The organism is Sphingobium bisphenolivorans (assembly GCF_000412635.1).
Taxonomy (GTDB): Bacteria; Pseudomonadota; Alphaproteobacteria; order Sphingomonadales; family Sphingomonadaceae; genus Sphingobium; species Sphingobium bisphenolivorans.
Map to the genome: position 1 here is coordinate 19,045 of NZ_ASTG01000029.1, position 24,938 is coordinate 43,982.

Sequence of the window (24,938 nt, forward strand, 5' to 3'; positions counted from 1 at the left end):
GATCATTGGCCGAGCCGAGCGGCCGATCCAATCGGCAACAGCACGAGCGCGCTGCCCCTTGCCGACATGCCGCCCGCAATCGCCCGCGCGCTGCTGCCCGCGCCCCAGAAGCTGTCGAAGCGGTTGGCGCCCTTGATAGCGCCGCCGGTATCCTGCGCGATCCAGATGCCATTGGGCTCGGCCCGATCAAGCGACAGCAGGACAGGCGCACCCAGCGGCACATATTTGGGGTCGGCCGCAACCGTGGCTTCCGGGGTGACCGGCACGCCCATCGCGCCGATCGGACCTGCGCCAGTCAGTTCGCGGAAGAAGACGAAGCTCTTATTCTCGTTCATGATCGCCGCGCCCTCAGTCGGATGGGCGCGCAGATAGGCCATGATGTCCTGCATCGAGCCCGCCTGGATCAGTCCGCGATCCTTCATCAGCTTGCCGATGCCGGTATAGTCACGGCCGTTCTGGCCGTCATAGCCGATGCGCATTACCCCGCCGTCAGGCAACAGCAGCCGGCCGCTGCCCTGCACCTGAAGGAAGAAGAATTCCACCGGATCAGCAGCCCAGGCAAGTTCAAGACCCCGCCCTGCGAGCGATCCCGATACGATCTGGGAGCGGTCGTCATAAGGCACAAAGTTGGTGCCATCCACCTTGCCGCGGATAGTCTTGCCCTTAAGGCTGTCGCTAAACAGGCCGAGATTGACGTCGATAAGGTTAGGCGGGCGGCGATAGATCGGCACCTCATAGCCGGCCTGACGGGTGCGCGATCCTGCGATTTCCGGCTCATAATAACCGGTGACGAAAGCCTTGCCCTCGCCCACCTGCACCGCTTCGAAATAGCGGGAGAAGAATTCACTCGCCGAGGCCTCGGGCCAGCTGGAAGCCGCCGCGCAGGCATTGTTCCAGTCGGACCCGCTGGTGAGCCCGCTCTGGTCAGCCCGCTTCATCAGCGATGGGCAGGAAATTCGGAAGGCCTGCAACGCCTTGCGCGAACGCTCACCCGAGGGGATGAGACTGGCAATGTCGGGCCCGCGCGTGACGCCTGCGGTGACGGCATTGGCCGTATCGACCGGGCCAGCCGGAGGCGCCACCACCACTGGCAAGGTCGGGCGGGGAGTAGCTGGAACGGGCTGCGTCGCTGCTTCGCCGCCGCGCGGCGGCCGGGAAGGCGCCGGCCCCGCCGCGCCCGGCGGGATCACCCCGCCAGCGCAAGCGGACAGCAGCAGCGCTGCGGCCAGCGCGCCGCCCGACTGTCGCAGGCTCATGCAGCCTCGTCGGTTTCGCTGAGCTTCCAGTTCGGGTCAGTGCTGCGCAGGTCGCGCGTGAAGGTCCAGATGTCGTTGGTGCTGACGGCATCGGTCAGCGAACCGGCGATGACATTGCCGTCCTTGTCGCGCGTCACCGCAGCGATATCGGCTTCGAAACGCAGCGAAACCTCCGCAATGCGGCCATTGACGCTGGCGTCGACGATCTGCGCCTTCTCGATCCGCACGAGCCGGTTGTCGAGCGCATGACCCTCCGCCTCGCGGGCGGCGATCGCCTCCTCGAAGGACGCCAGCACATCGGTGTCGCACAGCCATTCCAATTCCCGGCGGTCGCCGCGCCAGAACGCTTCCAGCACCATCTTGTAGGCGGCTTTCGCGCCGTCCACGAATTGCGGCACGTCGAAGCTGCGATCAGCCGCGATCAGCGACCGCACGCCAGACTCACCGCCCGGCGCGATCAGGCCGTCGGCCAAGCGCACCGAATCCGCGCCCATTTCCGCCATCGGCCGGGGCTGGACGATCGTCACCTTGGCGCGATCCTCCGCCGGACGAAGGGCGGGCTCCTGCTCATGCCCGGTCCGCTTGCCAAGGACAGAGTAAAGCCGCAACGCCAGAAAACCGGCGATCATGGCGAGGATGACGATCACATACACGGGGTCAGGCCCTTTGGTCTGAATCTGAAAAACTGTAACGCTGCCAACATAGGCATGTTTCCCCGCATATTCAAATGGCCCCTTTTCGCCGCTGCCATTGCCCTGCCCCCTTGCCCCTGCTAAGCGCGCGGGCATCATCGGCGGGCACTGCGCACGTCGTTCAACAGGGAAAGCCAGGGACATAAAATGGCCGAGGAAGCCGATACCATCCAGACCAACGGCAATGGCGCCGATACCGGCCCGCAGATCGCGCTGATTAGCCAATATGTGAAGGATATGTCCTTCGAAAATCCCAACGCCCCGGCGGTTTATCAGTGGCAGGACCAGCCGCAGATCGACGTGCAGTTCAACATCGGCGCCGACAAGGTGGGCGAGGAAGTGGTCGAAGTGTCGCTGAAGATCGATGTCAAGGCGACCGCGCCGCAGGGCACCGCCTTTGCCGTCGAACTGGTCTATGCCGCCATCTTCGGCATGCGCAACGTCCCCGAAGATCAGATGCAGCCCTTCATGCTGGCCGAAGCGCCGCGCCTCCTCTTCCCCTTCGCCCGGCGCGTGCTGGCCGACGCGATCCGCGACGGCGGCTTCCCGCCGCTGCTGCTCGACCCGATCGATTTCGGCAGCCTCTATGTGCAGCAGGCTCAGGCAATTGCCCAGACCGCAGGCGAGCCCGCCGGTCACGCCTGAGCAACACACAACCGTTCGTGCTGAGTAGGGACTGAGCTTGCCGAAGGCCCGTATCGAAGCATCTTCGCAACCATCCTTCGATACGCCACTGCGACCGGGCTCAGTGGCTACTCAGGGCGAACGGAGTGCGGCGTTATGAAACTCGTCCGTGCGCTCGGCTCGGTCGGCGGGTTGACGCTCGCCAGCCGCGTGCTGGCGTTGGTGCGGGATTCGCTCGCGGCGCGTTATGTGGGCGCGGGCTTTGCTTCCGACGCCTTCAATGGCGTCGCCTTCCGTCTTCCCAACATGTTCCGGGCGCTCTTCGCAGAGGGCGCCTTTTCCGCGGCTTTCATCCCGATGTTCAACCGCAAGGCGGCAGGACCTGGCGGAATAGCCGAGGGCTATCATTTCGCCGAGCGCGCGCTTGCCGTCCTGCTGCCGGTGCTGCTGGTCTTCACCGCGCTGCTGATCGCGGCCGCCTGGCCGATCACCTGGGCGCTTTCGGGCGGATTTTCCCGCCAAAACCCGACGCCCGAGCAGTTCGCCTTCGCGGTCATGCTCTCGCGCATCACGCTCCCCTATCTGGCCCTGATAAGCCTCGCCTCCCTGCTCGGCGGCATCCTGAATTCGCTCGACAAATTTTGGGTGAATGCCGCCGCGCCGATCCTGCTCAATATCGCGATGATCGCTGGGCTGTGGCTCTTCCACGGAGCCAATGAATATGAAACCGCTCGCGTGCAGGCCATTTCTGTGACGGTCGGCGGCACCCTCCAGCTTCTTTGGCTGATATGGGCCTGCCGCAGGGCTGGCGTGTCGATGAAGCTCAAGCGCCCCCGCTTGGACGCCGACGTTAAGGAACTGCTGCGGCTCATCATTCCCGCAGCGGCGGGCGCAGGCGCTTCGCAGATCAACCTGCTCGTCTCCACCGCGCTATCGGGCTGGCTGCTCGCCTCGGGATCGATCACCTATATCTATTACGCGGACCGCCTGAACCAGCTTCCTCTTGGCCTGATCGGCATCGGCCTTGGCACCATCTTGCTGCCGACCATCTCGCGCCTTCTGTCGACCGGGCAGGACAAGCAGGCGATGGACACGCAAAATCGCGGCATCGAACTCGCGTTGTTCCTGACCTTGCCCGCCACGGTTGCTTTCCTGACCGTGGCCGAACCGATCGTCCGCGGCCTGTTCCAGTATGGCCGCTTCACGCCCGAGGATGCCGAGCGCTGCGGGTGGGCGCTCTCCGCCTTCTCGATCGGGCTTCCCTCCTATGTCCTCGTGAAGGTGTTGACGCCGGGCTATTATGCGCGCGGCGACACCAAGACACCGGTGCGCTATGCGATGCTGTCGATCGCCATCAACATCATAGGCAATTTCGTGCTGATCCCGCTGCTGGGCCATGTCGGCCCGCCGCTTGCCACCGCGCTCTCCTCGACGGTCAACGTCGCGATGCTTTATTCGACGCTGGTGAAGCGCGGGCATTTCGCGGCGGACGCGCAATTGCGGCGGCGCTTGCCGCGGCTCGCGCTGGCGGCGGTAGCGATGGGCGCGGCGCTGCTCGCGGGCGAAAGCCTGCTCGACCCCTGGCTCGGCGGACCGATGATCGGCCGCTATATCGCGCTCGCCACGCTTGTCGGCGCGGGCGTAGCGCTTTACGGGGTGGCCTGTTTCCTCACGGGCGCCTATCGCGTGTCCGACCTCAAGGCGTTGATGCGTCGGCGGGGCTCCACTGCAACCTGAAGAAAGCGGACAGAAAAATGCGCGTCCTTTCCGGCATCCAGCCGACCGGCAATCTGCACCTGGGCAATTATCTGGGCGCGATCCGCAACTGGGTGCGGATGCAGGATGAGATGGACAGCGGCAGCCAGTGCTTCTTCTTCCTCGCCGACATGCACTCGATCACCGTGCATGAAGGGCGCGAGCAGCGCATCCGCAATGTCCGGGACATGGCCGCAGCGCTGGTCGCAGCCGGCATCGATCCGGATCGGTCCGTGCTGTTCAACCAGGCGCGGGTGCCGGCCCATGCGGAACTCTGCTGGCTGCTGAACGGCACCGCGCGGATCGGCTGGCTCAATCGCATGACCCAGTTCAAGGACAAGGTGGGCAAGGACCGCGAGGGCGCCTCTATCGGCCTGTTCGTCTATCCCGTGCTGCAGGCCGCCGACATCCTCGCCTATAACGCGACCCACGTGCCGGTGGGCGAGGACCAGAAGCAGCATCTGGAACTGGCGCGCGACATCGCGACCAAGTTCAACACTGACTTCGGCGTCGAGCTTTTCACCCTGCCCGATCCCATCATCCCCAAGGAATCGGCGCGCATCATGTCGCTGCGCGACGGCACGGCGAAGATGTCGAAGTCTGACCCCTCGGACATGAGCCGCATCAACCTCACCGATGAGGATGATGCGATCATGCAGAAGGTGAAGAAAGCCAAGACCGATCCCGAACCGCTGCCCGACAATGCCGCGGGGCTCGCCGGCCGGCCGGAAGCGAATAATCTGGTCGGCATCTATGCGACGCTCGCCGGCACAACGGCTGACGCTATATGTGCTGAGTTCGCCGGCAAGGGCTTCGGCGCCTTCAAGCCCGCGCTCGGCGAGGTGCTGGTCGAGACGCTACGGCCGATACGCTCGCGCTTCATGGAATTGCGCACCGATGACGCGGCCCTGGACGCGATCCTGGAAAAGGGCGCGGCCAAGGCGGCGGCTGCCGCCGAGCCGACGCTGCGCGCTGCTTACGACGCGATGGGCTTGATGCGCTGACATTTGACGGGTGGTCGGACGCTGATCCCCTCTTGGCGTACGGGATGGATGCCACCATGTCGTCTTGCAGGTGGCAGGACATGGTTTGCGCCCGTTCGCCCGTTTCGCGCGTTCAAACGATGTTCAGTTGCGTTTTGCTATCGCAGGGCGCAGACATATCGGCAGGCTTAAAGCCTGATACAGGACGTAGAAAAATGACAGGTTTCAAGAAGATCGGCTTGATCGCAGCGCCAGCTTTGGCGCTGGTGGCGCTGTCAGGCTGTGCGAGTAATTTCAAAGCCAATGTCGCCCGTTTCCAGCAGCTGCCGGCGCCCGCCGGGCAGAGCTTTGTCGTCGTCGCCGACGATCCGCGCCTTAGCGGAGGCCTGGAATTTTCGCATTATGCCGACATGGTGGGCCAGCGGCTCAGCCAGACGGGCTATCGGCCGGCGGCCGATCCGGCGCGTGCCGACCTGATCGTGCGGGTCGCCTATGGCGTCGACAATGGCCGGGAGAAGGTGCGGTCCACCGGGTTCGCCGGGCCTGATCCCTTCTTTTACGGCGGCTGGGGCTGGCGGGGACGTTGGGGACGCCCGTGGGGCTATGGATTTTATGATCCCTGGTTGTTCGGTCCAAGCGGATATTCCGACGTCACCAGCTATACCGTCTACACGAGCGATCTCAGCATGAAGATCGACCGGGCGGGCGACAACCGGCGCCTGTTCGAGGGCAAGGCATCGGCCCAGTCTTTGTCGAACCGGCTGACCTATCTTGTGCCGAACCTGATCGACGCCATGTTCACCGGCTTCCCGGGCCAGAATGGCGAGAATGTGAAGATCACCCTGCCGCCCGAAAAGAAGGGCTGAGCAGGTTAACATCGAACGAACGGCCCGGCGGTCGATGATCGCCGGGTTTTCTTTTGTCCTTGCGTTATGCCTGCAAAGGCTCAGGGCAGGCGCCGGGCGGAGATGATCTTGACAGGCTGCTCCAGCATCTGCCCCTTCATCACGCCCTCGCCAGCGGTGGGTGATTTGGGTGCCGCCAATATGGCTTTCACGACGTCCAGACCCTCGGTAACGTGCGCGAAGACGGCAAATCCCTGATTGTCGCCAGCCGCCTCCGGATGGGCATCCATGCCTGGCATCTTACCCAGCACGATGAAGAAGTCTCCTGTGGCGCTGCCCGGTGCGTATCGCGCCATGGATAGCGCGCCATCGTCATGGGTAAGGCCGGTGGCGGTCGTCGCCTCGTGCGCGATCGGCGGCAATATCCGCTTCGGGTCATTCTGCACGCCCCCCTGCACGAAACCATAATCCGCCGTGCCGACCCCGCGATAGAAAGCGATGCCGTCCAGCCGCTTCTGATCGACATAGCGCAGGAAATTGGCGGCGGTGATCGGCGCCCTGTCGGTATGAACGGCGATGACGATCCGCCCGGCGCTGGTATCGAGCGCGACCTGGACGTCGCTCGCAGAGGGAGCAGCGGGCGGCTGGGCCAGCACAGGGAAAGCGAACAGGGCAGCGAACAGGAGCAGGATGGATCGGATCATGGGCCCGAACCTAATCGACTCCTCTACGCCTGTCAGCCTTCAAGCTGGCGCTGAAGCGCACGAATGTCTGCGTCAATGTCGGGGTTCGTCTGGCGCAGTTCCTCGATGGTGCGAACCGCGTGGATCACCGTACTATGATCGCGTCCCCCGAAGATGCGCCCGATCTCCGGCAGGGAACGCGGTGTCATCTTCTTGGCGAGATACATCGCCACCTGACGGGGACGCGCGACGGCGCGGGCACGGCGCTTCGAGCGCATCTCCGCCGCGTCGATCTTGTAGTGCGCGGCGCAGGCCTTCTGGATCTCATCAACCGTGATGCGGCGGGCGTTCGCCCGAACCGTGTCCGCTAGCATGGACTGTGCGAACTCCAGGTCGATCGGCCTTCCGGTCAGCTGACCATAAGCGATGAGCTTGTTGAAGGCGCCTTCCAGTTCCCGCACGTTCGACCGAATCGAACGGGCGAGGAAATCGACGACCGCATCCGGCACCGGCGGATCGCCAGCGTTCGCCCGCTTGGCTTCCAGGATAGCCAGCCGCAGATCTAGCCCGGCGGGACGGATATCAGCCACCAAGCCGCCCGCCAGTCGCGAAAGAATGCGCGGGTCGATCGAATCCAGCATCTGCGGCGCGCGATCGGCCGTGACCACGATCCGGGCGCCAGCGTCGATCAGATCGTTGATCGTATGGAGAAACTCTTCCTGCGTCGATCCCTTGCCGGCGATGAATTGGATATCGTCGATCAGCAGCAGCCGCGCCGCGCGCAGCCGGGCCTTGAACATCATGGTTTCGTTCGCGCGCATGGCGTTCACAAATTCCATCATGAACCGCTCTGCCGACATGTAGAGCACCGGGGCGGCGGGCGAGTGGCTGGAAAAATCCTGCGCGATCGCGTGCAGCAGGTGAGTCTTCCCCTGCCCCGTACCGCCATGAATGAAGAGCGGGCTGAAGCGCGGCTGGGCCTCGGCCGCCATGGCGCGCGCGGCCGAGAAGGCCAGATGGTTGGTTTCGCCCGTCACGAACTCGCCAAAGTCGTGCCGCGGCTGGAAATTGGATGAGGGCGCGCGATCGCCGGCGCCATGCTGGTCGGCAGGAGCAGGCGCTTCCGCCGATGCGACCTCCAAAAGACGCGGACCCACTGCATTTGGAGCGCGGCGCAAACGCACCTCACGCACGCCAGCACCGGCACAGCGCCAAGCCATGCGGAGTCGATCGCCAAACTGGCCGGAGACGAAATTCGCTGTGAAGTCGGAGGCGAACAGCAGATCGAGCGTCTGCGATTCGGGGCAGTAGTCCCCCAACTGCGCCGCCTTCAGCCATTGATCGAACATGCGCGCGCCAATGTCCCGGCGCAGCCCGGCGCGAATGGTCGCCCAGGCGGATTCCAGGCGCGCATGTTCCTGCGTGTCGGACCCACGTAAACTTCCAGCCACTGCCGTAATATCCTTCATAAACAGTCGACCCCCATCAACTGCGCCCTTGATCAAGGGCGTATCGACGCAAGATACCAATCGAAAAAGCGAGGCTTTTCCAAGGCATAGTCCGTCAAGCAACCGTCTGATAACCGCCAGGAATGTGATTCGAGCAGCGGCTTGAGGGGCAAAATAGACAGGGCTTCTTCGCCGGATCAAGGGCGCGCCGGGTCAAAAATGTGAAATAAAGCCGTTGACTCGAAAAACCCGAGGGAAACGCCACTTTTCACAAAATACCACATGAAAACAAATACTTAAATTAGACTTCCTTGGCGAATTTCGGCCCGAATCACGCGGGAATCGCGGGAAATGCGTCGTTTTGGGAAAATGACGGATCAGCGAAAGGAACATGAAAAAACCCGCCCCGCAAAAGCGGGGCGGGCGTACATTATAACTGACGAGATAGAGTGGCTTAGCTTAGCCGAGCGCGGCGACGCGCTTCGTCAGACGGCCGAACTTGCGGGCCGCGGTATTCTTGTGCAGCACGCCGCGTGCGACGCCCCGTGCGAGTTCCGGCTGGACCGCCTGAAGCGCCGTGGCCGCCACCGTCTTGTCGCCAGCGGCGAGAGCGGTTTCGACCTTCTTGACCAGGGTGCGGATCCGGCTGATGCGGGCGCCGTTGATTTCGGCGCGGCGGGTGTTGCGGCGGATGCGCTTCTTGGCTTGCGGCGTATTGGCCATTTACTGTCCTCGGTTCTCGTCAAATCTGCTTGAAAGAGCCCGTCGGAATCGCCCGGCCGGCCCTGTGAAGGTGCGCCCCTTACAGGGGATCAGCGCGACCGTCAACAAGAGAGCGGCTCGCTACTTCTGGCATTTCGGGCAGAAAAAGGTCGATCTGCCGCTGTCCACGCGGCGGCGGATCGGCGTTCCGCAGGCGCAGGGCTCCCCCTCCCGCCCATAGACCCGCCATTGTTTGGAGAAATATCCCAACTCGCCGTCTGGCTGGGCATAGTCGCGCAGGGTCGATCCTCCCGCCGCGATCGCAGCGGTCAGCACCTCGCGAATCGCCTCCACCAGCAGGATGAGGCGCGGCCGGCTGATCCTGCCGGCCTGGCGCGTGGGAGCGATACCTGCCATGTTGAGCGCCTCGCAGACGTAGATATTACCCAGCCCCGCGACGATCCGCTGGTCGAGCAGCGCGGCCTTGATCGATGTCGCCTTGCCCTTGAGCGCACCGGCAAGATAGGCCGGGGTGAATTCCGGCCCGAGGGGTTCGGGACCCATGCGGATGAAAGGCGCATACTCTTCCCAAGCCTCGCTGCGCACGAGATCGAGCGAGCCGAAGCGCCGCGGGTCATTCAGCGAAAGCAGGCGCCCTGCCCTGGTTTCGATCAGCAGATGATCATGCGCGCCGATCTCTGCCGGATCGATCCGCCAGCGCCCCGACATGCCGAGGTGGAAGATCAGCGTGTCGCCCCGGTCCGTTTGCACAAGCCCATATTTGGCGCGGCGGGTGAGCGCGGTCACCGTCGCACCGGTCAGCCGCTGGCGCAGGTCGGCGGGTATGGGGAAGCGCAGGTCGGCGCGGCGCGGCTCGACCCGGGTCAGTTCGGCACCCTCCAGCACGCTCCGCAGGCCGGCTACGGTGGTTTCGACTTCGGGCAATTCGGGCATCGTCAGCGGTCCGCTTGTGGATCATCGGTTCGGCAGCAAAGGGCGCAGCAGGGGCGCTCGGCGCTATATGGGACAGCGGAAAGGAGCCGGAAAGTCCCTGCCGCTTCACCGGGACATTTTAGCTGATCTCAGGTGTTTCCTCTCACCTTCAAAATGCTCTAGAGCGTGCCGCCATGAACGAAACCGCCTCCTTCGGCTATCGCGACGTCGACGCCTCCCAGAAACAGGGGATGGTTCGCGCCGTCTTCTCCAACGTCGCTTCTAAATATGACCTGATGAACGATGCCATGTCGGCTGGCGCGCACCGGTTGTGGAAGGATCAGTTCGTCAATCGGGTGAAGCCGCGCCGTGACGAGCAGATCCTCGATATGGCGGGCGGCACCGGCGATATCGCCTTCCGGATGCACCGGCATGGCGCGCAGGTCACCGTTTCCGACATCAACCCCGAGATGCTCGCCGTGGGCGTGGAGCGGGCGCAGAAGAAGGGGCTGGAGGGCCTCATCTGGTCGGAGCAGAATGCGGAGGAGCTAAGCTTCGGCGACCGCAGTTTCGACGCCTATACAATCGCCTTCGGCATCCGCAACGTGACGCATATCGACAAGGCGCTACGCGAGGCGCACCGTGTGCTGAAATTCGGGGGACGCTTCTTCTGCCTCGAATTTTCGACCACGACCTGGCCGGGCTTTTCGGACGTCTATGACCTTTATTCACACCGGCTGGTGCCCAAGCTGGGCAAGTTGTTCGCCAATGACGAGGAAAGCTATCGCTACCTGATCGAATCGATCAGGCGCTTTCCGCCCATGCCCGAATTCGAACGGATGATCCGGGAGGCAGGGTTCATACAGACCAAGGTTGAGCCGATCCTGGGCGGGCTGGTGGCGATCCATTCCGGGTGGAAGATTTGATGGCAGCAGTGCAGGGCCGCGGGCAACCCATTCCGCGTGCGGGAGGGGCTTAACCAATCATGCCTTCCCATATCACCCATATCTGGCGGCTCCTGAAATGGGGCCGGACGCTGGCACGGCATGGTGCCCTGCGCGGGATCGAGCGGGATCCGCTGACCCCGACGCCGGTGCGACGACTGGTGCGGCTCGCGCGGCTTGGCGCCCGTGTGCCGCGGCAACCGCGCTATGCCGACGCTTTCCAGTCCATCGGGCCGGCGGCGATCAAGCTGGGACAAACGCTGGCGACGCGCCCCGATCTGGTGGGCGAGGAAGCGGCGAACGACCTGCTGCGGCTGCAGGACGCCCTGCCGCCCGTGCCATTCCTAACCATAAGGGCGCAGATCGAACAGAGCTTCGGGCGTCCGCTGGAGGCGATCTACAGCCGGTTTGATGAGGTGCCGGTAGGCGCAGCCTCGATCGCGCAGGTGCACCGCGCCGCCACGGCCGACGGGCGCGAGGTGGCCGTCAAGGTGATCCGCCCCGGCGTTATCGACCAGTTTAACCGCGACATTCAGACCTATGAATGGGCGGCGGCCCATGGCGAAATGCTGGGCGGCGAGGTCGCACGGTTGCGGCCCCGGCTGGTGATCGCCAACATGAAACGCTGGACCGCGCGCGAGCTCGACCTGCGGCGCGAAGCAGCATCCGCGTCAGAGCTGGGCGAAGCGATGGAGGCCATGCCGGGCTATCGCGTGCCGATCATCGACTGGGACCGGACGACCGGCCGGGTCATGACGATGGAGTGGATCGACGGAATCAAGATTTCCGACCGGGAAGCGCTGATCGCCGAAGGCCACGACGTCAAGGAACTGGCGGCGCGACTGGTCAACGCCTTCCTGCGCCAAGCCATTGCCGAAGGCTTCTTCCACGCAGACATGCATCAGGGCAATTTGTTCGTCACGCCCAATGGCGATATCGTAGCGATCGACTTCGGGATCATGGGCCGGATCGACCGGCGCGCCCGCACCTGGCTCGCAGAGATTCTCTACGGTCTGATCACCGGCAACTACAAGCGCGTCGCCGAAATCCATTTCGAGGCGCAATATGTGCCGGGCCACCACAATGTGGATGAGTTCGCGACGGCCCTGCGCGCGGTGGGCGAGCCGATGCGCGGCAAGCCCGTGCGGGAGCTCTCGGTCGGCGGCATGCTGGACGGGCTGTTCGCCATCACCCGCGATTTCGATATGCAGACCCAGCCGCACCTGCTGCTGCTGCAAAAGACGATGGTGATGGTGGAGGGGGTCGCGACTGCGCTCGATCCCGACATCAACCTGTGGGAAACGAGCGGTCCCTATGTGAAGGAGTGGCTCCGGTCCGAGTTGGGGCCGGAGGCGAAGGCTGCGGATACGCTGATCGAAAATTGGCGCACGTTGCAGCGCCTGCCCGGACTGGTCCGGCGCATAGAGGAAGCCTTTCCCGAACGAGGCGGCGCACCGCCGCCGCCGCCGCTCAGCGAGGTTCGGCTGATCACCGTCGGCGCAGGGTGGCGCTATGCGCTGGTGGCGCTGGTGGCGGGCGCTGTCGGCGCTGGGGCCATGGCAGCGGCGGCAACCTTCTTATAAAGCCTGCAGGCTGGACAAGTGCTCAGCGCTTGACCAAATGATCGTCTCACCATGACCAAGCGCATCCTTCTTATCGTGTCGGGCGGCATTGCGGCTTATAAGTCTCTCGAGCTGGTGCGGCTGCTGCGCAAGCGCGGGCTCGCAGTGCGGGCCGTGCTGACGGAGAGTGCGGAGAAGTTCGTGACCCCGTTGTCGCTGGGCGTGCTGACGGAGGATCATGTTTATGGCGACATGTTCGATCTGAAGGAAGAGCGCGAGATCGGGCATATTCAGCTTTCCCGCCAGGCCGATCTGGTGGTGGTGGCGCCCGCGACGGCGAACATCCTCGCCAAGATGGCGTCGGGCATTGCCGACGATCTGGCGACCACGCTGCTGCTCGCTACCGACAAGACGGTGCTGGTGGTGCCGGCGATGAACGTGCGTATGTGGCACCATGCCGCGACCCAGCGCAACATCGCGCGCCTGCATGCCGATGGCGTGCATGTGATGGAGCCGGACAGCGGCGAGATGGCGTGCGGCGAGTTCGGCAAGGGGCGCCTTCCTGATCCGGAGGCGATCGCCGGGCGGGTGGAGGCGCTGCTCGCACGTCCGCGCGCAGATGATCCCCTGTCCGGGCAACCCGATTTCGAAGGACCCGACGCCTCCTTGGCGGGCCGCCATGTGCTGGTGACGGCAGGACCGACGCATGAGCCGATCGATCCGGTCCGCTACATCGCCAATCGGTCATCGGGGAAACAGGGCTTCGCCATTGCGGCTGCGGCGGTGCGAGCCGGCGCGCGCGTGACCCTGGTGGCGGGGCCTGTGCATCTGCCGACGCCCGCCGGTGTTGCTCGTGTCGATGTGCAGACGGCGCGCGAGATGCTGGCGGCGGTCGAGGCTGCGCTGCCCGCCGATGCGGCGATCATGGTAGCGGCGGTGGCGGACTGGCGTACCGCCGACGCCTCCGGCCAGAAGATCAAGAAGGACGGTTTGGGCAAGCCCACGCCACTCTCGCTGGTTGAAAATCCGGACATATTGGCGACGCTCGGCAAGCATGAGAAGCGCCCTGCCCTGCTGGTCGGCTTCGCCGCCGAGACGGAGAAGGTAGCCGAACATGCGCAGAGCAAGCTGACCCGCAAAGGCGCGGACTGGATCGTCGCCAATGACGTGTCCGGCGACGTGATGGGCGGCGAGCGCAACAGCGTGCACATCATTTCCTCGACCGGCATCGAAAGCTGGGAAGACCTGCCCAAGGACGCCGTTGCCTCCCGATTGATTGAGAAGGTCGCCCATGCCCTTTCACCTCGCACCGATTGAAATCCGCCTGAAGCGCCTGCCCCATGGCGAAGGGCTGCCCGCACCCGCCTATGCGACGGCGCATGCGGCCGGGATGGACGTGGTGTCGGCGGAGGATGTCATCATCGTGCCGGGTGGGCGTCATGCCGTATCGACCGGCTTCGCGATGGCGATCCCGGAAGGCTATGAAGTCCAGGTGCGGCCCCGGTCGGGGCTGGCGCTCAAGCACGGGATCAGCTTGCCTAACACGCCCGGAACCATCGACGCCGATTACCGCGGCGAGTTGAAGGTCATCCTCATCAACCTGGGCAACGAACCCTTTGTGATCGCACGGGGCGACCGGATCGCGCAGTTGGTGGCGGCACCGGTGCAGATGGCGCGCTTTGCCGAGGTTGAGGAGCTGGATGAAACGGTGAGGGGTTCGGGCGGATTCGGTTCGACGGGAGTCTCTTCCTCATGACCGACGACCAACTGGAACGCTATGCCCGCCATATCGTGCTGAAGGAGATTGGCGGCGCCGGGCAGGCCCGGCTGCTTTCGGCTGACGTCGCCGTGATCGGCGCCGGCGGGATCGGCAGTCCGGCGATCCTCTATCTGGCGGCGGCTGGGGTCGGCACGATCCGGGTGATCGACGATGACGCGGTGGCGCTTTCCAATTTGCAGCGACAGATACTGTTCGCTGGCGAGGATATCGGCGCCTCCAAGGCGGAACGGACGATGGCGGCGGTAGCACGGCTCAATCCCGACGTGAAGCTCATCCCCATCAATGCGCGCATCGATGCGGACAATGCCGCATTGATGCTGCGGGAGGCCGACGTGGTGCTGGATGGATGCGACAGTTTCGCGACCCGCCTCGCCGTCGCCGACTGTGCCCAGCGGCTGCGCATTCCGCTGGTGTCTGCCGCGGTCGGATCGTTCGAGGGGCAACTCGCCACCTATCGCGGATGGGAAGCCGATAAGCCCTGCTATCGCTGCCTGGTCGGATCGCCTGAAGACGCGCCGGAGCGCAACTGTTCCGAGACGGGCGTGATTGGCGCGCTGACCGGGGTGATGGGCAGTCTGGCCGCGCTGGAGGTGATCCGCGCGCTGGTGCCCTTTGGCGAGGACATGGCGGGGCAGCTCCTGCTCGCCGATCTGCTCTCGATGCGGTTCCGCAAGGTCGCTGTTCCCAAGGACGCCGCCTGCATGACCTGCGCCGCGCAATTATGCGAGAACTGAGGATCGTCGTCACCACGGCGGAGGCGGAGCGTTTTCGCGGGGCGCTTGTGCTGGCGGCGGCGCAGGTGGCTTTGGGCGGAAGAGCGGCGATCTTTTTGCAACTCGACGCCGTGTCGCTGCTGCGCACGCCTGTCGCCGCGCCGGAGGACGAGGCGCATCGGGCGGCGGGCCTGCCGTCACTTGCGATGTTGATCGAGGAGGCTGCCGAACTGGGCGTCGCGATCATTGCATGCCAGAGCGGCCTCGCCTTGTGCGGTCTTCGGGCCGCGGCACTGCCGGCGGGCGCGGAGGTCGGCGGCCCGCTCGGCTTCCTTCAGGCCACGGATGACGAAGCGCGGCTGCTGTTCGCCTGACGGGCGGCGCTTCTATTGACAGGGCGGACGGCCCATTTATGGGGAAAGCGCGGCAATTTACGCCGCTCCATCCCAATCACAGAAAGACCTTCCGTGTCCGCCATGCTCAAGATCACCCTGCCCGACGGTTCCGTGCGTGAAGTCGCGCCCGGCACTACTCCGGCGGACATTGCGGCGGCGATCGGGCCGGGGCTGGCGAAGGCGGCGATCGCTGCGCGGGTCGATGGCGAGCTGCGCGACATCATGCGCCCGCTGGAGGCGGACGCGCAGCTGGCGCTGGTGACAGCCAAGGATGAGGCAGACGCGCTGGAGCTGGCGCGGCACGACTTCGCCCATGTGCTGGCGGAGGCCGTACAGGCGCTGTTTCCCGGCACGCAGATCACTTTCGGCCCTTCGACCGACGATGGCTTCTATTATGACTTCGCGCCGAAGGATCGCCCTTTCACGGAGGAGGACCTGCCCGCGATCGAAGCCAAGATGCGGGAGATCATCACGGCCAACAAACCGCTGCGGCGCGAGGTCTGGAAGCGCGAAGACCTGATCGCGCGCTGGCGGACTGAAGGCGAGACGTTCAAGGCCGAATGGGCCGCCGAACTGCCCGAGGGCGAGGAACTGACCGTCTATTGGTCGGGTGAGGACTGGCTGGACATGTGCCGGGGACCGCATCTGGCCGCGACCGGACGACTCGATCCTGCGGCGTTCAAACTGACGCGCGTGTCGGGCGCTTACTGGCGTGGCGATCAGAAGAATGCGATGCTCTCCCGCATCTACGGCACCGCCTGGCTGAACAAGAAGCAACTTCAGGAGCATCTGACGCGGCTGGAGGAAGCGGGCAAGCGCGACCATCGCAAGCTGGGCGCGGAGATGGATCTGTTCCACCTCCAGCAGGAGGCGCATGGCAGCGTTTTCTGGCACCCCAAGGGCTATCTGATCTGGCGCGAGCTTGAGGCTTATATGCGCCGTGCCATCGACGCTGCGGGCTATCGTGAGGTGAAGACGCCGCAGGTGATGGATGCGCGCCAGTGGGAGCAGTCCGGCCACTGGGGCAAATATCGTGAAAATATGTTCGTCATTCCCGACGAGGTGCCGAACGTTGCCGACGAAGGGCCGCTGGTGTCGGATGATGCCGACTGGATGGCCTTGAAGCCCATGAACTGCCCGGCGCACGTCCTGATCTTCCGCCAGGGGATCAAAAGCTATCGCGATCTGCCGCTGCGCTTCTACGAAAATGGCTGCTGCCATCGCAACGAACCGCACGGTGCGCTGCACGGGCTGATGCGCGTACGCCAGTTCACGCAGGACGACGCGCATATCTTCTGCCGTGAGGATCAGATCGTCGAGGAAGTCCGCGCTTTCTGTGCACTGGCCGACCGTATCTACAAGGATTTCGGCTTCACCTACTCGATCAAGCTGGCGCTGCGGCCGGAGAAGCGCTTCGGCACCGAGGAAATGTGGGACAAGGCAGAGGAAGAGCTGCGCAACGCGGTTGCGGCGGCGGGCCTCAACACGCCGGAATATGGCTGGGAAGAACTGCCGGGCGAAGGCGCCTTCTATGCGCCCAAGCTGGAATGGCATCTGACCGACGCGATCGGGCGCACATGGCAAGTGGGTACGATCCAGTCCGATCGGGTGCTGCCCGAACGACTCGACGCTTCTTATATTGCCGAGGATGGCGAACGGCACCGGCCCGTCATGCTCCACCGCGCGATCTTCGGCAGCTATGAACGGTTTATCGGCATATTGATCGAACATTATGCGGGCAAATTTCCGCTCTGGCTGGCGCCGGTCCAGGCGGTTGTCGCGACCATCGTGTCGGACGCCGACGGCTATGCACAGGCGATCGTGGAGAAGCTGCGGGCGGCGGGGATCCGTGCGGAAACCGACATCCGCAACGAGAAGATCAACTATAAGGTGCGCGAGCATAGCCTCGGAAAAGTGCCGAATTTGCTGGTCGTCGGGCGCCGCGAGGCGGACGATGGCACCGTGGCGCTGCGCGAACTCGGCAAGGAAGGGCAGAGCATCCTTTCGATCGAGGATATGATCGCCCGTCTTGCAAAGGAAGCCCGCGCTCCCGATATGCAGTGAGGCAGCGATGCCACATGGGGTTGGCGAATCCGCAGATGCGGACTTGCCGGCCCTTTCGGCTTTGCGCTAAAGACCCCGCCAGACTCTTGAACCTACCGTAGGAGAAGCTGCTATACGTCCCCCGATGATGCGCCGCCCGATGGCGCCGCCGCCTAAGTCCGGTCCCCGTTACAATGAGTTCATCACCGTGCCCAAGGTGCGCGTGATCGACGACGAAGGCGAAAATCTGGGCGTGATGTTTACGCAGGAGGCCGTCGAGCGAGCCTACGAACTGGGTCTGGACCTGGTCGAAGTGTCGCCGACCGCCGATCCGCCGGTCTGCAAATTCCTGGATATCGGCAAATATAAGTACGAGGCCCAGAAGAAGGCGAATATCGCCCGCAAGACCCAGAAGACGCAGGAACTCAAAGAGATCAAGATGCGTCCGAACATCGACGATCATGATTATGATACGAAGATGAAGAAGGTCCATGACTTCATCGGCGATGGCGACAAGGTGAAGATCACCCTGCGCTTCCGTGGCCGTGAGCTGAGCCACCAGCAGCTCGGCATGCAACTGCTCCAGCGCGTCGCGGAGAATGTGGGTGAGATCGCCAAGGTCGAAGCCTATCCGCGCATGGAAGGCCGTCAGATGCTGATGGTGCTGGCGCCGAAATAAGCCTTCCGGAAAGTTGATCGTGCAAGCGGGCGGGGTCTGGCGACAGGCTCCGCTCGATGCTTTTTGAGCTGGAGAATTTACCTCCAGCTCGTTCTGCGGTCCTCTATGCTACCGGAGGGAGGTTTTGGGATAGCCGGGACGGATGCTCGGACGGACATGGACCTTGCCTGGCGTCCGGGCGGGATATGGGCGCAATTCGTCGGTGACGCAGCTGGCGGCAACCTGCCCCACCGCTATGCAGGACAGGATTATTGATCACCGATGGCGAGGGGACATCAAGCCGCCGGCCTATCCTGATATAGTTTCGGAAACATGGCCTTGAACGCCGCCAGCTTGGGCATGTCCCAGCGTTGGATATAGGGGTGGCGCGGATTTCTGGTCAAAAAGTTCTGATGATAGGCGCCGGCCGCTTGGAAGCCGGTGAAAGCCTCGGTCCGGGTGACAATCGGGTCGCGCCACAAACCCGCCTTGTTCAAATGGCCGAGATAAGCCTTGGCGGCCCGGTCCTGTTGCGTGTTCAGCGGGAACAGCGCACTCCGATATTGGGTGCCCCGATCAGGGCCCTGCCGATTCAATGTCGTCGGATCGGCGATGACGGAGAAAAATACCCGCAGCAGCGTCCCATAACTAACCTGCTTTGGATCATAGGTGACACGCACGGCCTCGGCAAAGCCCGTACCGCCTTGGCTCACACGCTCATAATCAACCTTCTGCCCCTGCGGGCCGCCGGCAAAGCCGGACACCGCCGAGCGGACGCCTTTCACATGGGAGAAGACACCTTCCACTCCCCAAAAGCAGCCGCCGGCGAATATGGCGGTTTCAACCTTTTGGGCCGAGGAGGCGTCAATGGCGGGAACCGGAGCGAGGACCGGACGTTCGGCATGCAGTGGGGAGGCGCCGGAGAGCGCCGCCAGAACAGCGAAAGCGATGCCGTCAGAGCGTCGCATCGTCGGAATGAGCCGTGGCAGCGCTTGTCGAAGCGGCCATGGCAGGACTGGTCAGCGTCGGCTGGGTATCTGGCTGCAACGCCAGGATGCCTATTGTGCCGACCACGAACCCGCCGAGAAACCGCAGAAAGAGGTCTGATTTCAGGAATGCCGTCATGGCGTTCTTGCCTTTCGATCTTTCGCCTCTTCAGGAGGCTGATATTCTTGTCTGGCTTAGCCTTGCCTGAACACTGCCGCTGAAAGACAGTGTCGCTCAATCTTCTTTACGAGAGATTGAGCGTAAAGGCGGAGGTCAGTTTCCAATCGCAACTGAATATAGAGCAGCCCGCTGCATCTGCAAGACGGCGCTGCGGAAATATTCCGTTTCCGTTTTTGCGCATGGAGGGGAAAGCGGGCAGCCGCTTTTCCCTCCATTATCTGTTTTGCAGATTGTCCCCCTTGCCGTCTTCGATGGGGGGAACGCGGCCGTTACTTAAGGGCTGCGCAGGCTTCCTGGATACGCTGGCAGGCCTTGGCGAGCACCTCTTCCGACGTCGCATAGCTGATGCGGAATGCGGGCGAGAGGCCAAATGCGGCGCCGTGGACGGCGGCAACCTTCGCCTCGTCCAGAAAATAGCCGATCAGCGCTTCGTCGCTGTCGATCAGCTGGCCCTTGGGCGTGGTCTTGCCGATGACGCCGCTAGCGTCCGGATAGACGTAGAAGGCGCCTTCAGGGACGGGGCAATCGAGGCCCGGCGCGTCGTTCAGCATCGACACGACCATGTCGCGGCGCTTCTTGAAGGCCGAGTTGCGCTCTTCCAGGAAGTCCTGCTCACCGGTCAGCGCAGCCACGGCGGCCGCCTGGCTGATCGAGCAGGGATTGGAGGTCGATTGCGACTGCAGCTTGCCCATCGCCTTGATGATCCATTCCGGGCCGCCTGCGAAACCGATGCGCCAGCCGGTCATCGAGAAAGCCTTGGAGCAGCCGTTCACCGTCAGGGTGCGGTCGTAAAGATCCGGGCAGACCTGCGCGATGGTGGCGAAGGGCGTCGGCGCGTACCAGACATGCTCATACATGTCGTCGGTCATCACCAGCACGTGCGGGTGGCGCAGCAGCACTTCGCCGAGCGCCTTGAGCTCGCTCGCCGAATAGGCCGCGCCCGAGGGGTTGGATGGCGAGTTGAGGATGATCCACTTCGTACGCGGCGTGATCGCGGCGTCAAGCTGCGCCGGGGTGATCTTGTAGCCCTGGCTCGCCGGCGCCTCGATAAAGACCGGCGTGCCGCCCGCGAAGTTCACGATGTCGGGATAGCTGACCCAATAGGGGGCCGGGATGATCACTTCGTCGCCCGCATCCACGGTCGCAACAAGCGCATTGAACAGCGTGTGCTTGCCGCCAGAATTCACGCTGATCTGGCTGCGCTTGTAGGTGAGGCCGTTGTCGCGGTTGAACTTGAAGACGACCGCGTCCTTGAGCTCGGCGGTGCCATCGACGTCGGTATAACGAGTCAGATTCTTGCGGATCGCGGCGATCCCGGCTTCCTTGACGAAATCGGGCGTGTCGAAATCGGGCTCACCCGCCGACAGGCCAATGACGTCGACACCTTCGGCCTTGAGGGCATTCACGCGCGCGCTCATCGCCAGCGTGGCGGAGGGCTGAATGCGGCCGAGTGCAGCGGAAGTCTGGCTCATCGTCAATCTCTCTCTAAATTCCCCTTGGGCCCGCGCGAAGCGGACGCGAGGGCTCCTTAGTGCGCATCGCGGAGAGGGGCAACTGCCAGTTGGGCTCGGCTGGCCGCTACGGCAGATAATGGTGTCAGCGAACCAGCGAGGCCGCCACCATGCCGCGCGCGGCGTTGCCGATGAAGAAGCCATTTTCGAGGTCGCGCGGCTTCAGGTCGGCCTCGATCGCCTCCCCCATCTCGATCAGGCTGCGACGCAGCACGCCGGGGAGCAGGCCGCGCGATAGCGGCGGGGTCAGCAGCTTGTCGCCGCGCTCCACGAAGATGGAGGAGAAGCTGCCCTCGGTCAGGAAGCCTTCCTCATCGGTCATCACCACTTCATAGGTGCCGCCGCGGTGCAAAGCATCGCGGTAAACGGAGCGATCGGTGATCTTGTGCGCAAGGCGCAGGTCATCGGCGGACGCGTTGCGGGGGACGCAAGCCACCTGCATGATCGCCTGCGGCCAGGTTCGATGCTCGCGCACTTCGATGGCGATCGATCCGGCGCGCGACACGAGGAGGCGCAGCCGGCTGCGCTCGCGCAAGCGGAAGGTCGCGGCCTGGAGCTCGTTGCGCACGGTGTGGCGGTCGAAGGCGAAGTCGAGGGCGGTCGCGCTCGCCTTCAGCCGTTGCAGATGCAATTCCAGCAGCCTGATCCCCTCGACGGGATCGAAGGCCATCGTTTCCAGCAGGTCGAACCGTCCGTCAGCTAATGCCATTGAAACCAGTCAAGCCCCTTCCGCTTGCATCATGCCGGTGAGAGAAAGCGCCCCTTGGCGAGACATTCCGCCCATTCGGAAGACACTTCCGAATCCGCAACAATGCCCGACCCCAGACCCAGACGCCCTTCCGAGGCTCCTTCTTCGACGCAAATGGTGCGGATGGCAACATTGAAGGCGGCGTCCCCCTCCGGATCGATCCAGCCCATCGATCCGGTATAGACGCCACGCGGGTGCGGCTCGACCGCGTCGATGATCTCCATCGCCCGCACCTTGGGCGCGCCTGTGATGGAGCCGCAGGGGAAAAGCACGCGCAGCACATCGACCGGCGACAGGCCGGGCAGCAGGCGCGCCCGGACGGTGGACACGAGCTGGTGCACCGTCGGATAGGTTTCGACCTTGAAAAGGTCTGGCACCGTCACCGTGCCCGCCCGCGACACGCGCGAGAGGTCGTTGCGCAGCAGATCGACAATCATCAGATTTTCCGCGCGCTGCTTGGCATCCTCTTCCAGCCAGCGGATGCGTTCGGCATCGCGGGAGGGATCGGCGTGGCGCGTTGCGGTGCCCTTCATCGGACGTGCCGTCAGTTGGCCGCGCACGTTAGTGAAGAACAGTTCGGGCGAAAAGGAGAGGATATTGTAGGCTCCGGTGCGGATGATCCCGCCATAGCCGGCCTGCTGGCGCGGCCGTAGCGCGGCATAGAGAGCCATGACGTCGCCGGAGAAGCGCGCCGTGCAGGGGAATGTCAGATTGACCTGATAGATGTCGCCTGCGCGGATATAGTCCTGTACCAGGGCGAAGGCCGCGCGGTAGGCCGCTTCGTCGATCAGCGGCTCGACCGAATGCACGGTCGCGGCGGCAGGATCGGGCAGCAAATCGAGCAGAGTGCCCGCTTGGATCAGGCGCACGCCTTCGAACAGGCCGAACCATAGGAGCGGCTCCCGCGAGGCCCCTTCGATCCGACGTGCAGCAAGGCCATGGAGGCGACCCTCCAGCGCCAACCCCGCCTCATAGCCGATATAGCCCGCCGCGTGCAGGCCGGCCTCCGCCGCTTCGGCCAGGCGGTCTAGTGCGGGTTGCACCTCCTCCAGCCGATGGGCGGCGATGATCGATACCGGATCGCGATACAGCCGGGCGGGCGCCGGACCACGCGCACGGGCGTCGTCAAACAGGGCAAAGGGTTCAGCGGGTCCGGGCAGGCGCATCGGCGCCCCTCTTAACAGGCTTTGCCTTGCGCGTAAGGGCGAGAACGCAGTGCGACAAGTTCAGCATGACGAGAAAGAATGATCCGACTGTTGCCCGAACCGTGCTTCGACCATAGGAGGCCGGACAATGAGCGAAGGCCCCAAAAATGATGTCGACCGGCCGTTGGGCCCGGCGCTGGCGCTTGCCCTGAAGGGCCGCTGTCCCGCCTGCGGCGAAGGGCGGATGTTCGGGCGCTTCCTCAAGCCGGCATCGGCATGCGGCCATTGCGGGCAGGCCTGGGACGTATCGCGAGCGGACGATTTTCCGGCCTATATCGTCATTCTGCTGCTCGGGCATCTACTGGTGCCGCTGATGATCGAGGTGAATGCGGCGCTGGACGTTCCGCTGGGCGTGCAGGCGCTGCTGTGGCCGGCGATCGCCATCCTGCTGGCCATGCTGATGATCCAGCCAGCCAAAGCGGCGGTCATCACTTTTCAGTGGTCCCGCCGAATGGATGGCTTTCGGGGATGATCGGCGCTGCCCTGCTGGCTTTCCGAATCGAGGGTTGACCTGGGCTCCTGCCAGCGCAGGAGCGGGATCGAGGCTCAGGGACGGATCAGCGAATTGCGTTCCATGGCCGCACGCAGATTCTCATCGATGCTGCGGCGTCCCTCCGCGCCATGGGTCACCACGGTGGTATCGCAGGTCGCGACGCAGATGCCCTTTTGGAAGCTCGCCGAACTGACGGTCCAGCTGGTCCGGCCGATATGGCCGATCGCGCAATGGACTTCGAACGGATAGGGGAAGTGCGCTTCCTCCACGAAGTTCAGGTTCACATTTGCGACCAGCCAGCGAACGCCCTGTTCCTGCGGGTGACGGCCAAGATGATGGTGGAAACGAATCCGCGCCGTTTCGAAGATGCCGGAGATCGCCACATTGTTGATGTGGCCCATCGTATCGATATCCTGGAAGCGGGTGTCGATGCTGGTTACGAAGCGATAAGCGTCCGGGCTGAGGCGCCAGGATTCGGGTTTTGCCATGTCCTGCTTTCCATGTTCCTGCTAGCTCTGCTCTTACCCTGTGCCGGCAGCGATGCAATCACACCCGTTAAATTGCCGTCGTTGCGACCTTTTTGACACAGGCGGCTATTTTCCGTGTCGAACCCGCAACGATGCGTTTCCGGCCGTGCCCATGGACTTGAAGCAGGGCAGCGCATAGCGTCCCGTCCCTGCTATTCGCGCATAGAGGGGGGCCGCATGGAGCGCTACAGCCGGATTGCCATTTTCCTGCACTGGACGATCGCCGCGCTGCTGGCCTTCCAGATCAGCGTCGGCTGGGCGCTGGACGAACTGGGCGCACGGGGCTTTGCGCTGTTCCAGCTGCACAAGTCGATTGGCATGTCGATCCTGCTGCTGACGATCGCGCGGATTGTCGTTCGTTATGCGAGGCCGCGCCCATCGGCCGCCGAAGGCGGATGGCAGGGCGCGCTGGCCAAGGCGGTACATGGGGGCCTCTACCTTTTCATGCTCGGCGCGCCGCTGACCGGATGGGCGCTGGTGTCAACCGCGAAGGTCAAGGTGCCAACGCTGATCTTCGGCCTCATTCCCCTGCCCCATCTGCCGCTGCCGATGGCCGCCCATGAGCTGGCGGAGGGCGGCCATGGGCTGCTCGCCTGGATCGGGATCGCGCTGTTCCTGCTGCATGTGGCGGGCGCGCTGCGGCATCATTTGCTGATTGGGGACGGATTGATCTGGCGGATGATGCCGGCGCGGTCGCCGTTGTTGTTGATAGCCTTGCCAGCACTCATCCTCATGGGCTTCGGCGTGGGCCGTGCGATCCTGCCCTCCCCTGCGCCGAAGGCGGCGGCAGCGGCACCGCGCTCTCCCACTCCGGCGGAAACGGAGGAGGCACCCGCCAACATGGCAGAGCCTCCCGTCAACGCCACAGCCCCCGCTGAGGCGGATAACGCCGCCGCTGCTGAGGAGCCGGTCGGCCCGCCGCCGCGCTGGACCGTGCAGCCGGGGGGCAGTCTTGGCTTTTCGGTGGGAAATGGGGACGACACGATCAAGGGCAGCTTCGCCAAATGGACCGCTGCGATCGTGATGGACCCGGATCATCCGGAAAGCGCCGACATCCGCGTCGAAATCGATCTGGCGAGCGCGAGCGTCGGCGACGCTTATCAGGACGGCATGCTGGCTGGCGACGAGTTTTTCGGCGTCGCCGCCCACCCCAAAGCCATTTTGACCGCTAGGCGGGCGGAGAGCGTCGGCGCCGATGCGTATCGCGCGGCGGGCACGCTGACGCTGAAGGGCGTGAGCAAGCCGCAGGGCTCTGTTGCAAAGATTGGCGG

26 protein-coding genes are annotated in these 24,938 nt (G+C 64.0%); 14 read left to right on the forward strand and 12 right to left on the reverse strand.

Translation table 11 applies throughout. From position 1 onward, the window contains the following. Positions 1–2 precede the first annotated feature (2 nt). A complete protein-coding gene (gene mltA / locus L858_RS0117475; protein ID WP_022684387.1) occupies positions 3–1,256 on the reverse strand; it encodes a murein transglycosylase A in 1,254 nt (417 codons plus the stop codon). Then, complete coding sequence (locus L858_RS0117480; RefSeq protein ID WP_022684388.1) at positions 1,253–1,909, reverse strand: Tim44/TimA family putative adaptor protein; 657 nt, start codon at positions 1,907–1,909, stop codon at positions 1,253–1,255. Before L858_RS0117480 ends, mltA begins: the two co-directional genes overlap by 4 nt. Positions 1,910–2,095: 186 nt before the next feature. Between L858_RS0117480 and secB the strand changes: the two genes are divergently transcribed. The 4 genes from secB (at position 2,096) to L858_RS0117500 (ending at position 6,176) form a co-directional block, all read left to right on the forward strand. Further along, positions 2,096–2,593, forward strand: coding sequence for a protein-export chaperone SecB (gene secB / locus L858_RS0117485; RefSeq protein WP_022684389.1), 498 nt, complete (start codon positions 2,096–2,098; stop codon positions 2,591–2,593). A 135-nt stretch (positions 2,594–2,728) separates the two neighbouring features. Further along, positions 2,729–4,309 carry a murein biosynthesis integral membrane protein MurJ gene (murJ, locus tag L858_RS0117490; RefSeq protein ID WP_022684390.1) on the forward strand — a complete coding sequence of 527 codons (1,581 nt, stop codon included), beginning with the start codon at positions 2,729–2,731 and terminating at the stop codon, positions 4,307–4,309. A gap of 17 nt (positions 4,310–4,326) precedes the next feature. Then, positions 4,327–5,331 (forward strand): tryptophan--tRNA ligase, encoded by a 1,005-nt coding sequence (gene trpS, locus L858_RS0117495; RefSeq protein WP_022684391.1) that lies wholly within the window; start codon positions 4,327–4,329, stop codon positions 5,329–5,331. A 194-nt stretch (positions 5,332–5,525) separates the two neighbouring features. After that, the gene (locus tag L858_RS0117500) at positions 5,526–6,176 is read left to right on the forward strand and encodes a DUF4136 domain-containing protein (protein ID WP_022684392.1); all 651 of its coding nucleotides are present in this window, start codon (positions 5,526–5,528) and stop codon (positions 6,174–6,176) included. 80 nt (positions 6,177–6,256) lie between these two features. Here L858_RS0117500 and L858_RS0117505 read toward each other — a convergent pair whose 3' ends face one another. The 4 genes from L858_RS0117505 to mutM form a co-directional block, all read right to left on the reverse strand. Next, a complete protein-coding gene (locus L858_RS0117505; RefSeq protein WP_022684393.1) occupies positions 6,257–6,859 on the reverse strand; it encodes a peptidylprolyl isomerase in 603 nt (200 codons plus the stop codon). Between the two features lie 32 nt (positions 6,860–6,891). Further along, positions 6,892–8,307, reverse strand: a complete 1,416-nt coding sequence (gene dnaA / locus L858_RS0117510; protein WP_022684394.1) for a chromosomal replication initiator protein DnaA — start codon at positions 8,305–8,307, stop codon at positions 6,892–6,894. A 438-nt stretch (positions 8,308–8,745) separates the two neighbouring features. Next, positions 8,746–9,009 carry a 30S ribosomal protein S20 gene (gene rpsT, locus L858_RS0117515; RefSeq protein ID WP_022684395.1) on the reverse strand — a complete coding sequence of 88 codons (264 nt, stop codon included), beginning with the start codon at positions 9,007–9,009 and terminating at the stop codon, positions 8,746–8,748. 120 nt (positions 9,010–9,129) lie between these two features. Beyond that, entirely contained in the window at positions 9,130–9,942 is an 813-nt protein-coding gene (gene mutM, locus L858_RS0117520; protein ID WP_022684396.1) for a bifunctional DNA-formamidopyrimidine glycosylase/DNA-(apurinic or apyrimidinic site) lyase, read from the reverse strand. A gap of 173 nt (positions 9,943–10,115) precedes the next feature. On the opposite strand from mutM, the gene L858_RS0117525 reads away from it, so the two are divergent. The 8 genes from L858_RS0117525 (at position 10,116) to infC (ending at position 18,037) form a co-directional block, all read left to right on the forward strand. Next, a complete protein-coding gene (locus L858_RS0117525; protein ID WP_022684397.1) occupies positions 10,116–10,847 on the forward strand; it encodes a class I SAM-dependent methyltransferase in 732 nt (243 codons plus the stop codon). Positions 10,848–10,906: 59 nt separating this feature from the next. Then, a complete protein-coding gene (gene ubiB / locus L858_RS0117530) occupies positions 10,907–12,448 on the forward strand; it encodes a 2-polyprenylphenol 6-hydroxylase (protein WP_022684398.1) in 1,542 nt (513 codons plus the stop codon). A gap of 51 nt (positions 12,449–12,499) precedes the next feature. After that, entirely contained in the window at positions 12,500–13,744 is a 1,245-nt protein-coding gene (gene coaBC / locus L858_RS0117535) for a bifunctional phosphopantothenoylcysteine decarboxylase/phosphopantothenate--cysteine ligase CoaBC (RefSeq protein WP_022684399.1), read from the forward strand. After that, positions 13,719–14,183: a dUTP diphosphatase gene (gene dut, locus L858_RS0117540; RefSeq protein ID WP_022684400.1), complete on the forward strand. Its 465-nt coding sequence runs from the start codon at positions 13,719–13,721 to the stop codon at positions 14,181–14,183. The genes coaBC and dut overlap by 26 nt, the downstream gene beginning before the upstream one ends. Next, on the forward strand, positions 14,180–14,941 hold the full coding sequence (locus L858_RS0117545) for a HesA/MoeB/ThiF family protein (RefSeq protein WP_022684401.1): 762 nt from the start codon (positions 14,180–14,182) through the stop codon (positions 14,939–14,941). Before dut ends, L858_RS0117545 begins: the two co-directional genes overlap by 4 nt. Then, on the forward strand, positions 14,929–15,294 hold the full coding sequence (locus L858_RS0117550) for a DsrE family protein (protein ID WP_022684402.1): 366 nt from the start codon (positions 14,929–14,931) through the stop codon (positions 15,292–15,294). The genes L858_RS0117545 and L858_RS0117550 overlap by 13 nt, the downstream gene beginning before the upstream one ends. Before the next feature lie 102 nt (positions 15,295–15,396). Continuing rightward, a complete protein-coding gene (gene thrS, locus L858_RS0117555) occupies positions 15,397–17,379 on the forward strand; it encodes a threonine--tRNA ligase (protein WP_022684403.1) in 1,983 nt (660 codons plus the stop codon). 124 nt (positions 17,380–17,503) lie between these two features. Next, positions 17,504–18,037, forward strand: coding sequence for a translation initiation factor IF-3 (infC, locus tag L858_RS0117560; protein ID WP_022684404.1), 534 nt, complete (start codon positions 17,504–17,506; stop codon positions 18,035–18,037). Between the two features lie 275 nt (positions 18,038–18,312). Here infC and msrA read toward each other — a convergent pair whose 3' ends face one another. The 5 genes from msrA to pabB form a co-directional block, all read right to left on the reverse strand. Beyond that, entirely contained in the window at positions 18,313–18,984 is a 672-nt protein-coding gene (msrA, locus tag L858_RS0117570; RefSeq protein ID WP_022684406.1) for a peptide-methionine (S)-S-oxide reductase MsrA, read from the reverse strand. Next, on the reverse strand, positions 18,971–19,141 hold the full coding sequence (locus tag L858_RS22075; protein WP_022684407.1) for a hypothetical protein: 171 nt from the start codon (positions 19,139–19,141) through the stop codon (positions 18,971–18,973). Before L858_RS22075 ends, msrA begins: the two co-directional genes overlap by 14 nt. Positions 19,142–19,452: 311 nt before the next feature. Continuing rightward, on the reverse strand, positions 19,453–20,655 hold the full coding sequence (locus tag L858_RS0117580; protein WP_022684408.1) for a pyridoxal phosphate-dependent aminotransferase: 1,203 nt from the start codon (positions 20,653–20,655) through the stop codon (positions 19,453–19,455). Positions 20,656–20,779: 124 nt separating this feature from the next. Further along, positions 20,780–21,403, reverse strand: a complete 624-nt coding sequence (locus L858_RS0117585) for an aminotransferase class IV (protein ID WP_022684409.1) — start codon at positions 21,401–21,403, stop codon at positions 20,780–20,782. 29 nt (positions 21,404–21,432) lie between these two features. Beyond that, entirely contained in the window at positions 21,433–22,608 is a 1,176-nt protein-coding gene (pabB, locus tag L858_RS0117590) for an aminodeoxychorismate synthase component I (protein WP_022684410.1), read from the reverse strand. A 127-nt stretch (positions 22,609–22,735) separates the two neighbouring features. Between pabB and L858_RS0117595 the strand changes: the two genes are divergently transcribed. Then, positions 22,736–23,119: a DUF983 domain-containing protein gene (locus L858_RS0117595; RefSeq protein ID WP_022684411.1), complete on the forward strand. Its 384-nt coding sequence runs from the start codon at positions 22,736–22,738 to the stop codon at positions 23,117–23,119. A 74-nt stretch (positions 23,120–23,193) separates the two neighbouring features. On the opposite strand, the gene L858_RS0117600 is transcribed toward L858_RS0117595, so the two are convergent. Next, positions 23,194–23,628, reverse strand: coding sequence for an acyl-CoA thioesterase (locus tag L858_RS0117600; protein WP_022684412.1), 435 nt, complete (start codon positions 23,626–23,628; stop codon positions 23,194–23,196). Positions 23,629–23,844: 216 nt separating this feature from the next. On the opposite strand from L858_RS0117600, the gene L858_RS0117605 reads away from it, so the two are divergent. After that, positions 23,845–24,938, forward strand: a 1,094-nt coding sequence (locus L858_RS0117605; RefSeq protein WP_022684413.1) for a cytochrome b/b6 domain-containing protein, incomplete at its 3' end; no start/stop codon positions are given.

What these genes read in the sequence shown, in the direction of transcription:
- L858_RS0117580 (WP_022684408.1), bottom strand. Translation starts at nt 20,655, where the DNA reads ATGAGCCAGACTTCCGCTGCACTCGGCCGCATTCAGCCCTCCGCCACG.
- L858_RS22075 (WP_022684407.1), bottom strand. Translation starts at nt 19,141, where the DNA reads ATGACGGCATTCCTGAAATCAGACCTCTTTCTGCGGTTTCTCGGCGGG.
- coaBC (WP_022684399.1), top strand. Translation starts at nt 12,500, where the DNA reads ATGACCAAGCGCATCCTTCTTATCGTGTCGGGCGGCATTGCGGCTTAT.
- L858_RS0117585 (WP_022684409.1), bottom strand. Translation starts at nt 21,403, where the DNA reads ATGGCATTAGCTGACGGACGGTTCGACCTGCTGGAAACGATGGCCTTC.
- infC (WP_022684404.1), top strand. Translation starts at nt 17,504, where the DNA reads ATGATGCGCCGCCCGATGGCGCCGCCGCCTAAGTCCGGTCCCCGTTAC.
- ubiB (WP_022684398.1), top strand. Translation starts at nt 10,907, where the DNA reads ATGCCTTCCCATATCACCCATATCTGGCGGCTCCTGAAATGGGGCCGG.
- pabB (WP_022684410.1), bottom strand. Translation starts at nt 22,608, where the DNA reads ATGCGCCTGCCCGGACCCGCTGAACCCTTTGCCCTGTTTGACGACGCC.
- mutM (WP_022684396.1), bottom strand. Translation starts at nt 9,942, where the DNA reads ATGCCCGAATTGCCCGAAGTCGAAACCACCGTAGCCGGCCTGCGGAGC.
- trpS (WP_022684391.1), top strand. Translation starts at nt 4,327, where the DNA reads ATGCGCGTCCTTTCCGGCATCCAGCCGACCGGCAATCTGCACCTGGGC.
- L858_RS0117550 (WP_022684402.1), top strand. Translation starts at nt 14,929, where the DNA reads ATGCGAGAACTGAGGATCGTCGTCACCACGGCGGAGGCGGAGCGTTTT.
- murJ (WP_022684390.1), top strand. Translation starts at nt 2,729, where the DNA reads ATGAAACTCGTCCGTGCGCTCGGCTCGGTCGGCGGGTTGACGCTCGCC.
- thrS (WP_022684403.1), top strand. Translation starts at nt 15,397, where the DNA reads ATGCTCAAGATCACCCTGCCCGACGGTTCCGTGCGTGAAGTCGCGCCC.
- L858_RS0117500 (WP_022684392.1), top strand. Translation starts at nt 5,526, where the DNA reads ATGACAGGTTTCAAGAAGATCGGCTTGATCGCAGCGCCAGCTTTGGCG.
- L858_RS0117595 (WP_022684411.1), top strand. Translation starts at nt 22,736, where the DNA reads ATGAGCGAAGGCCCCAAAAATGATGTCGACCGGCCGTTGGGCCCGGCG.
- L858_RS0117545 (WP_022684401.1), top strand. Translation starts at nt 14,180, where the DNA reads ATGACCGACGACCAACTGGAACGCTATGCCCGCCATATCGTGCTGAAG.
- msrA (WP_022684406.1), bottom strand. Translation starts at nt 18,984, where the DNA reads ATGCGACGCTCTGACGGCATCGCTTTCGCTGTTCTGGCGGCGCTCTCC.
- dut (WP_022684400.1), top strand. Translation starts at nt 13,719, where the DNA reads ATGCCCTTTCACCTCGCACCGATTGAAATCCGCCTGAAGCGCCTGCCC.
- L858_RS0117600 (WP_022684412.1), bottom strand. Translation starts at nt 23,628, where the DNA reads ATGGCAAAACCCGAATCCTGGCGCCTCAGCCCGGACGCTTATCGCTTC.
- rpsT (WP_022684395.1), bottom strand. Translation starts at nt 9,009, where the DNA reads ATGGCCAATACGCCGCAAGCCAAGAAGCGCATCCGCCGCAACACCCGC.
- mltA (WP_022684387.1), bottom strand. Translation starts at nt 1,256, where the DNA reads ATGAGCCTGCGACAGTCGGGCGGCGCGCTGGCCGCAGCGCTGCTGCTG.
- dnaA (WP_022684394.1), bottom strand. Translation starts at nt 8,307, where the DNA reads ATGAAGGATATTACGGCAGTGGCTGGAAGTTTACGTGGGTCCGACACG.
- secB (WP_022684389.1), top strand. Translation starts at nt 2,096, where the DNA reads ATGGCCGAGGAAGCCGATACCATCCAGACCAACGGCAATGGCGCCGAT.
- L858_RS0117505 (WP_022684393.1), bottom strand. Translation starts at nt 6,859, where the DNA reads ATGATCCGATCCATCCTGCTCCTGTTCGCTGCCCTGTTCGCTTTCCCT.
- L858_RS0117525 (WP_022684397.1), top strand. Translation starts at nt 10,116, where the DNA reads ATGAACGAAACCGCCTCCTTCGGCTATCGCGACGTCGACGCCTCCCAG.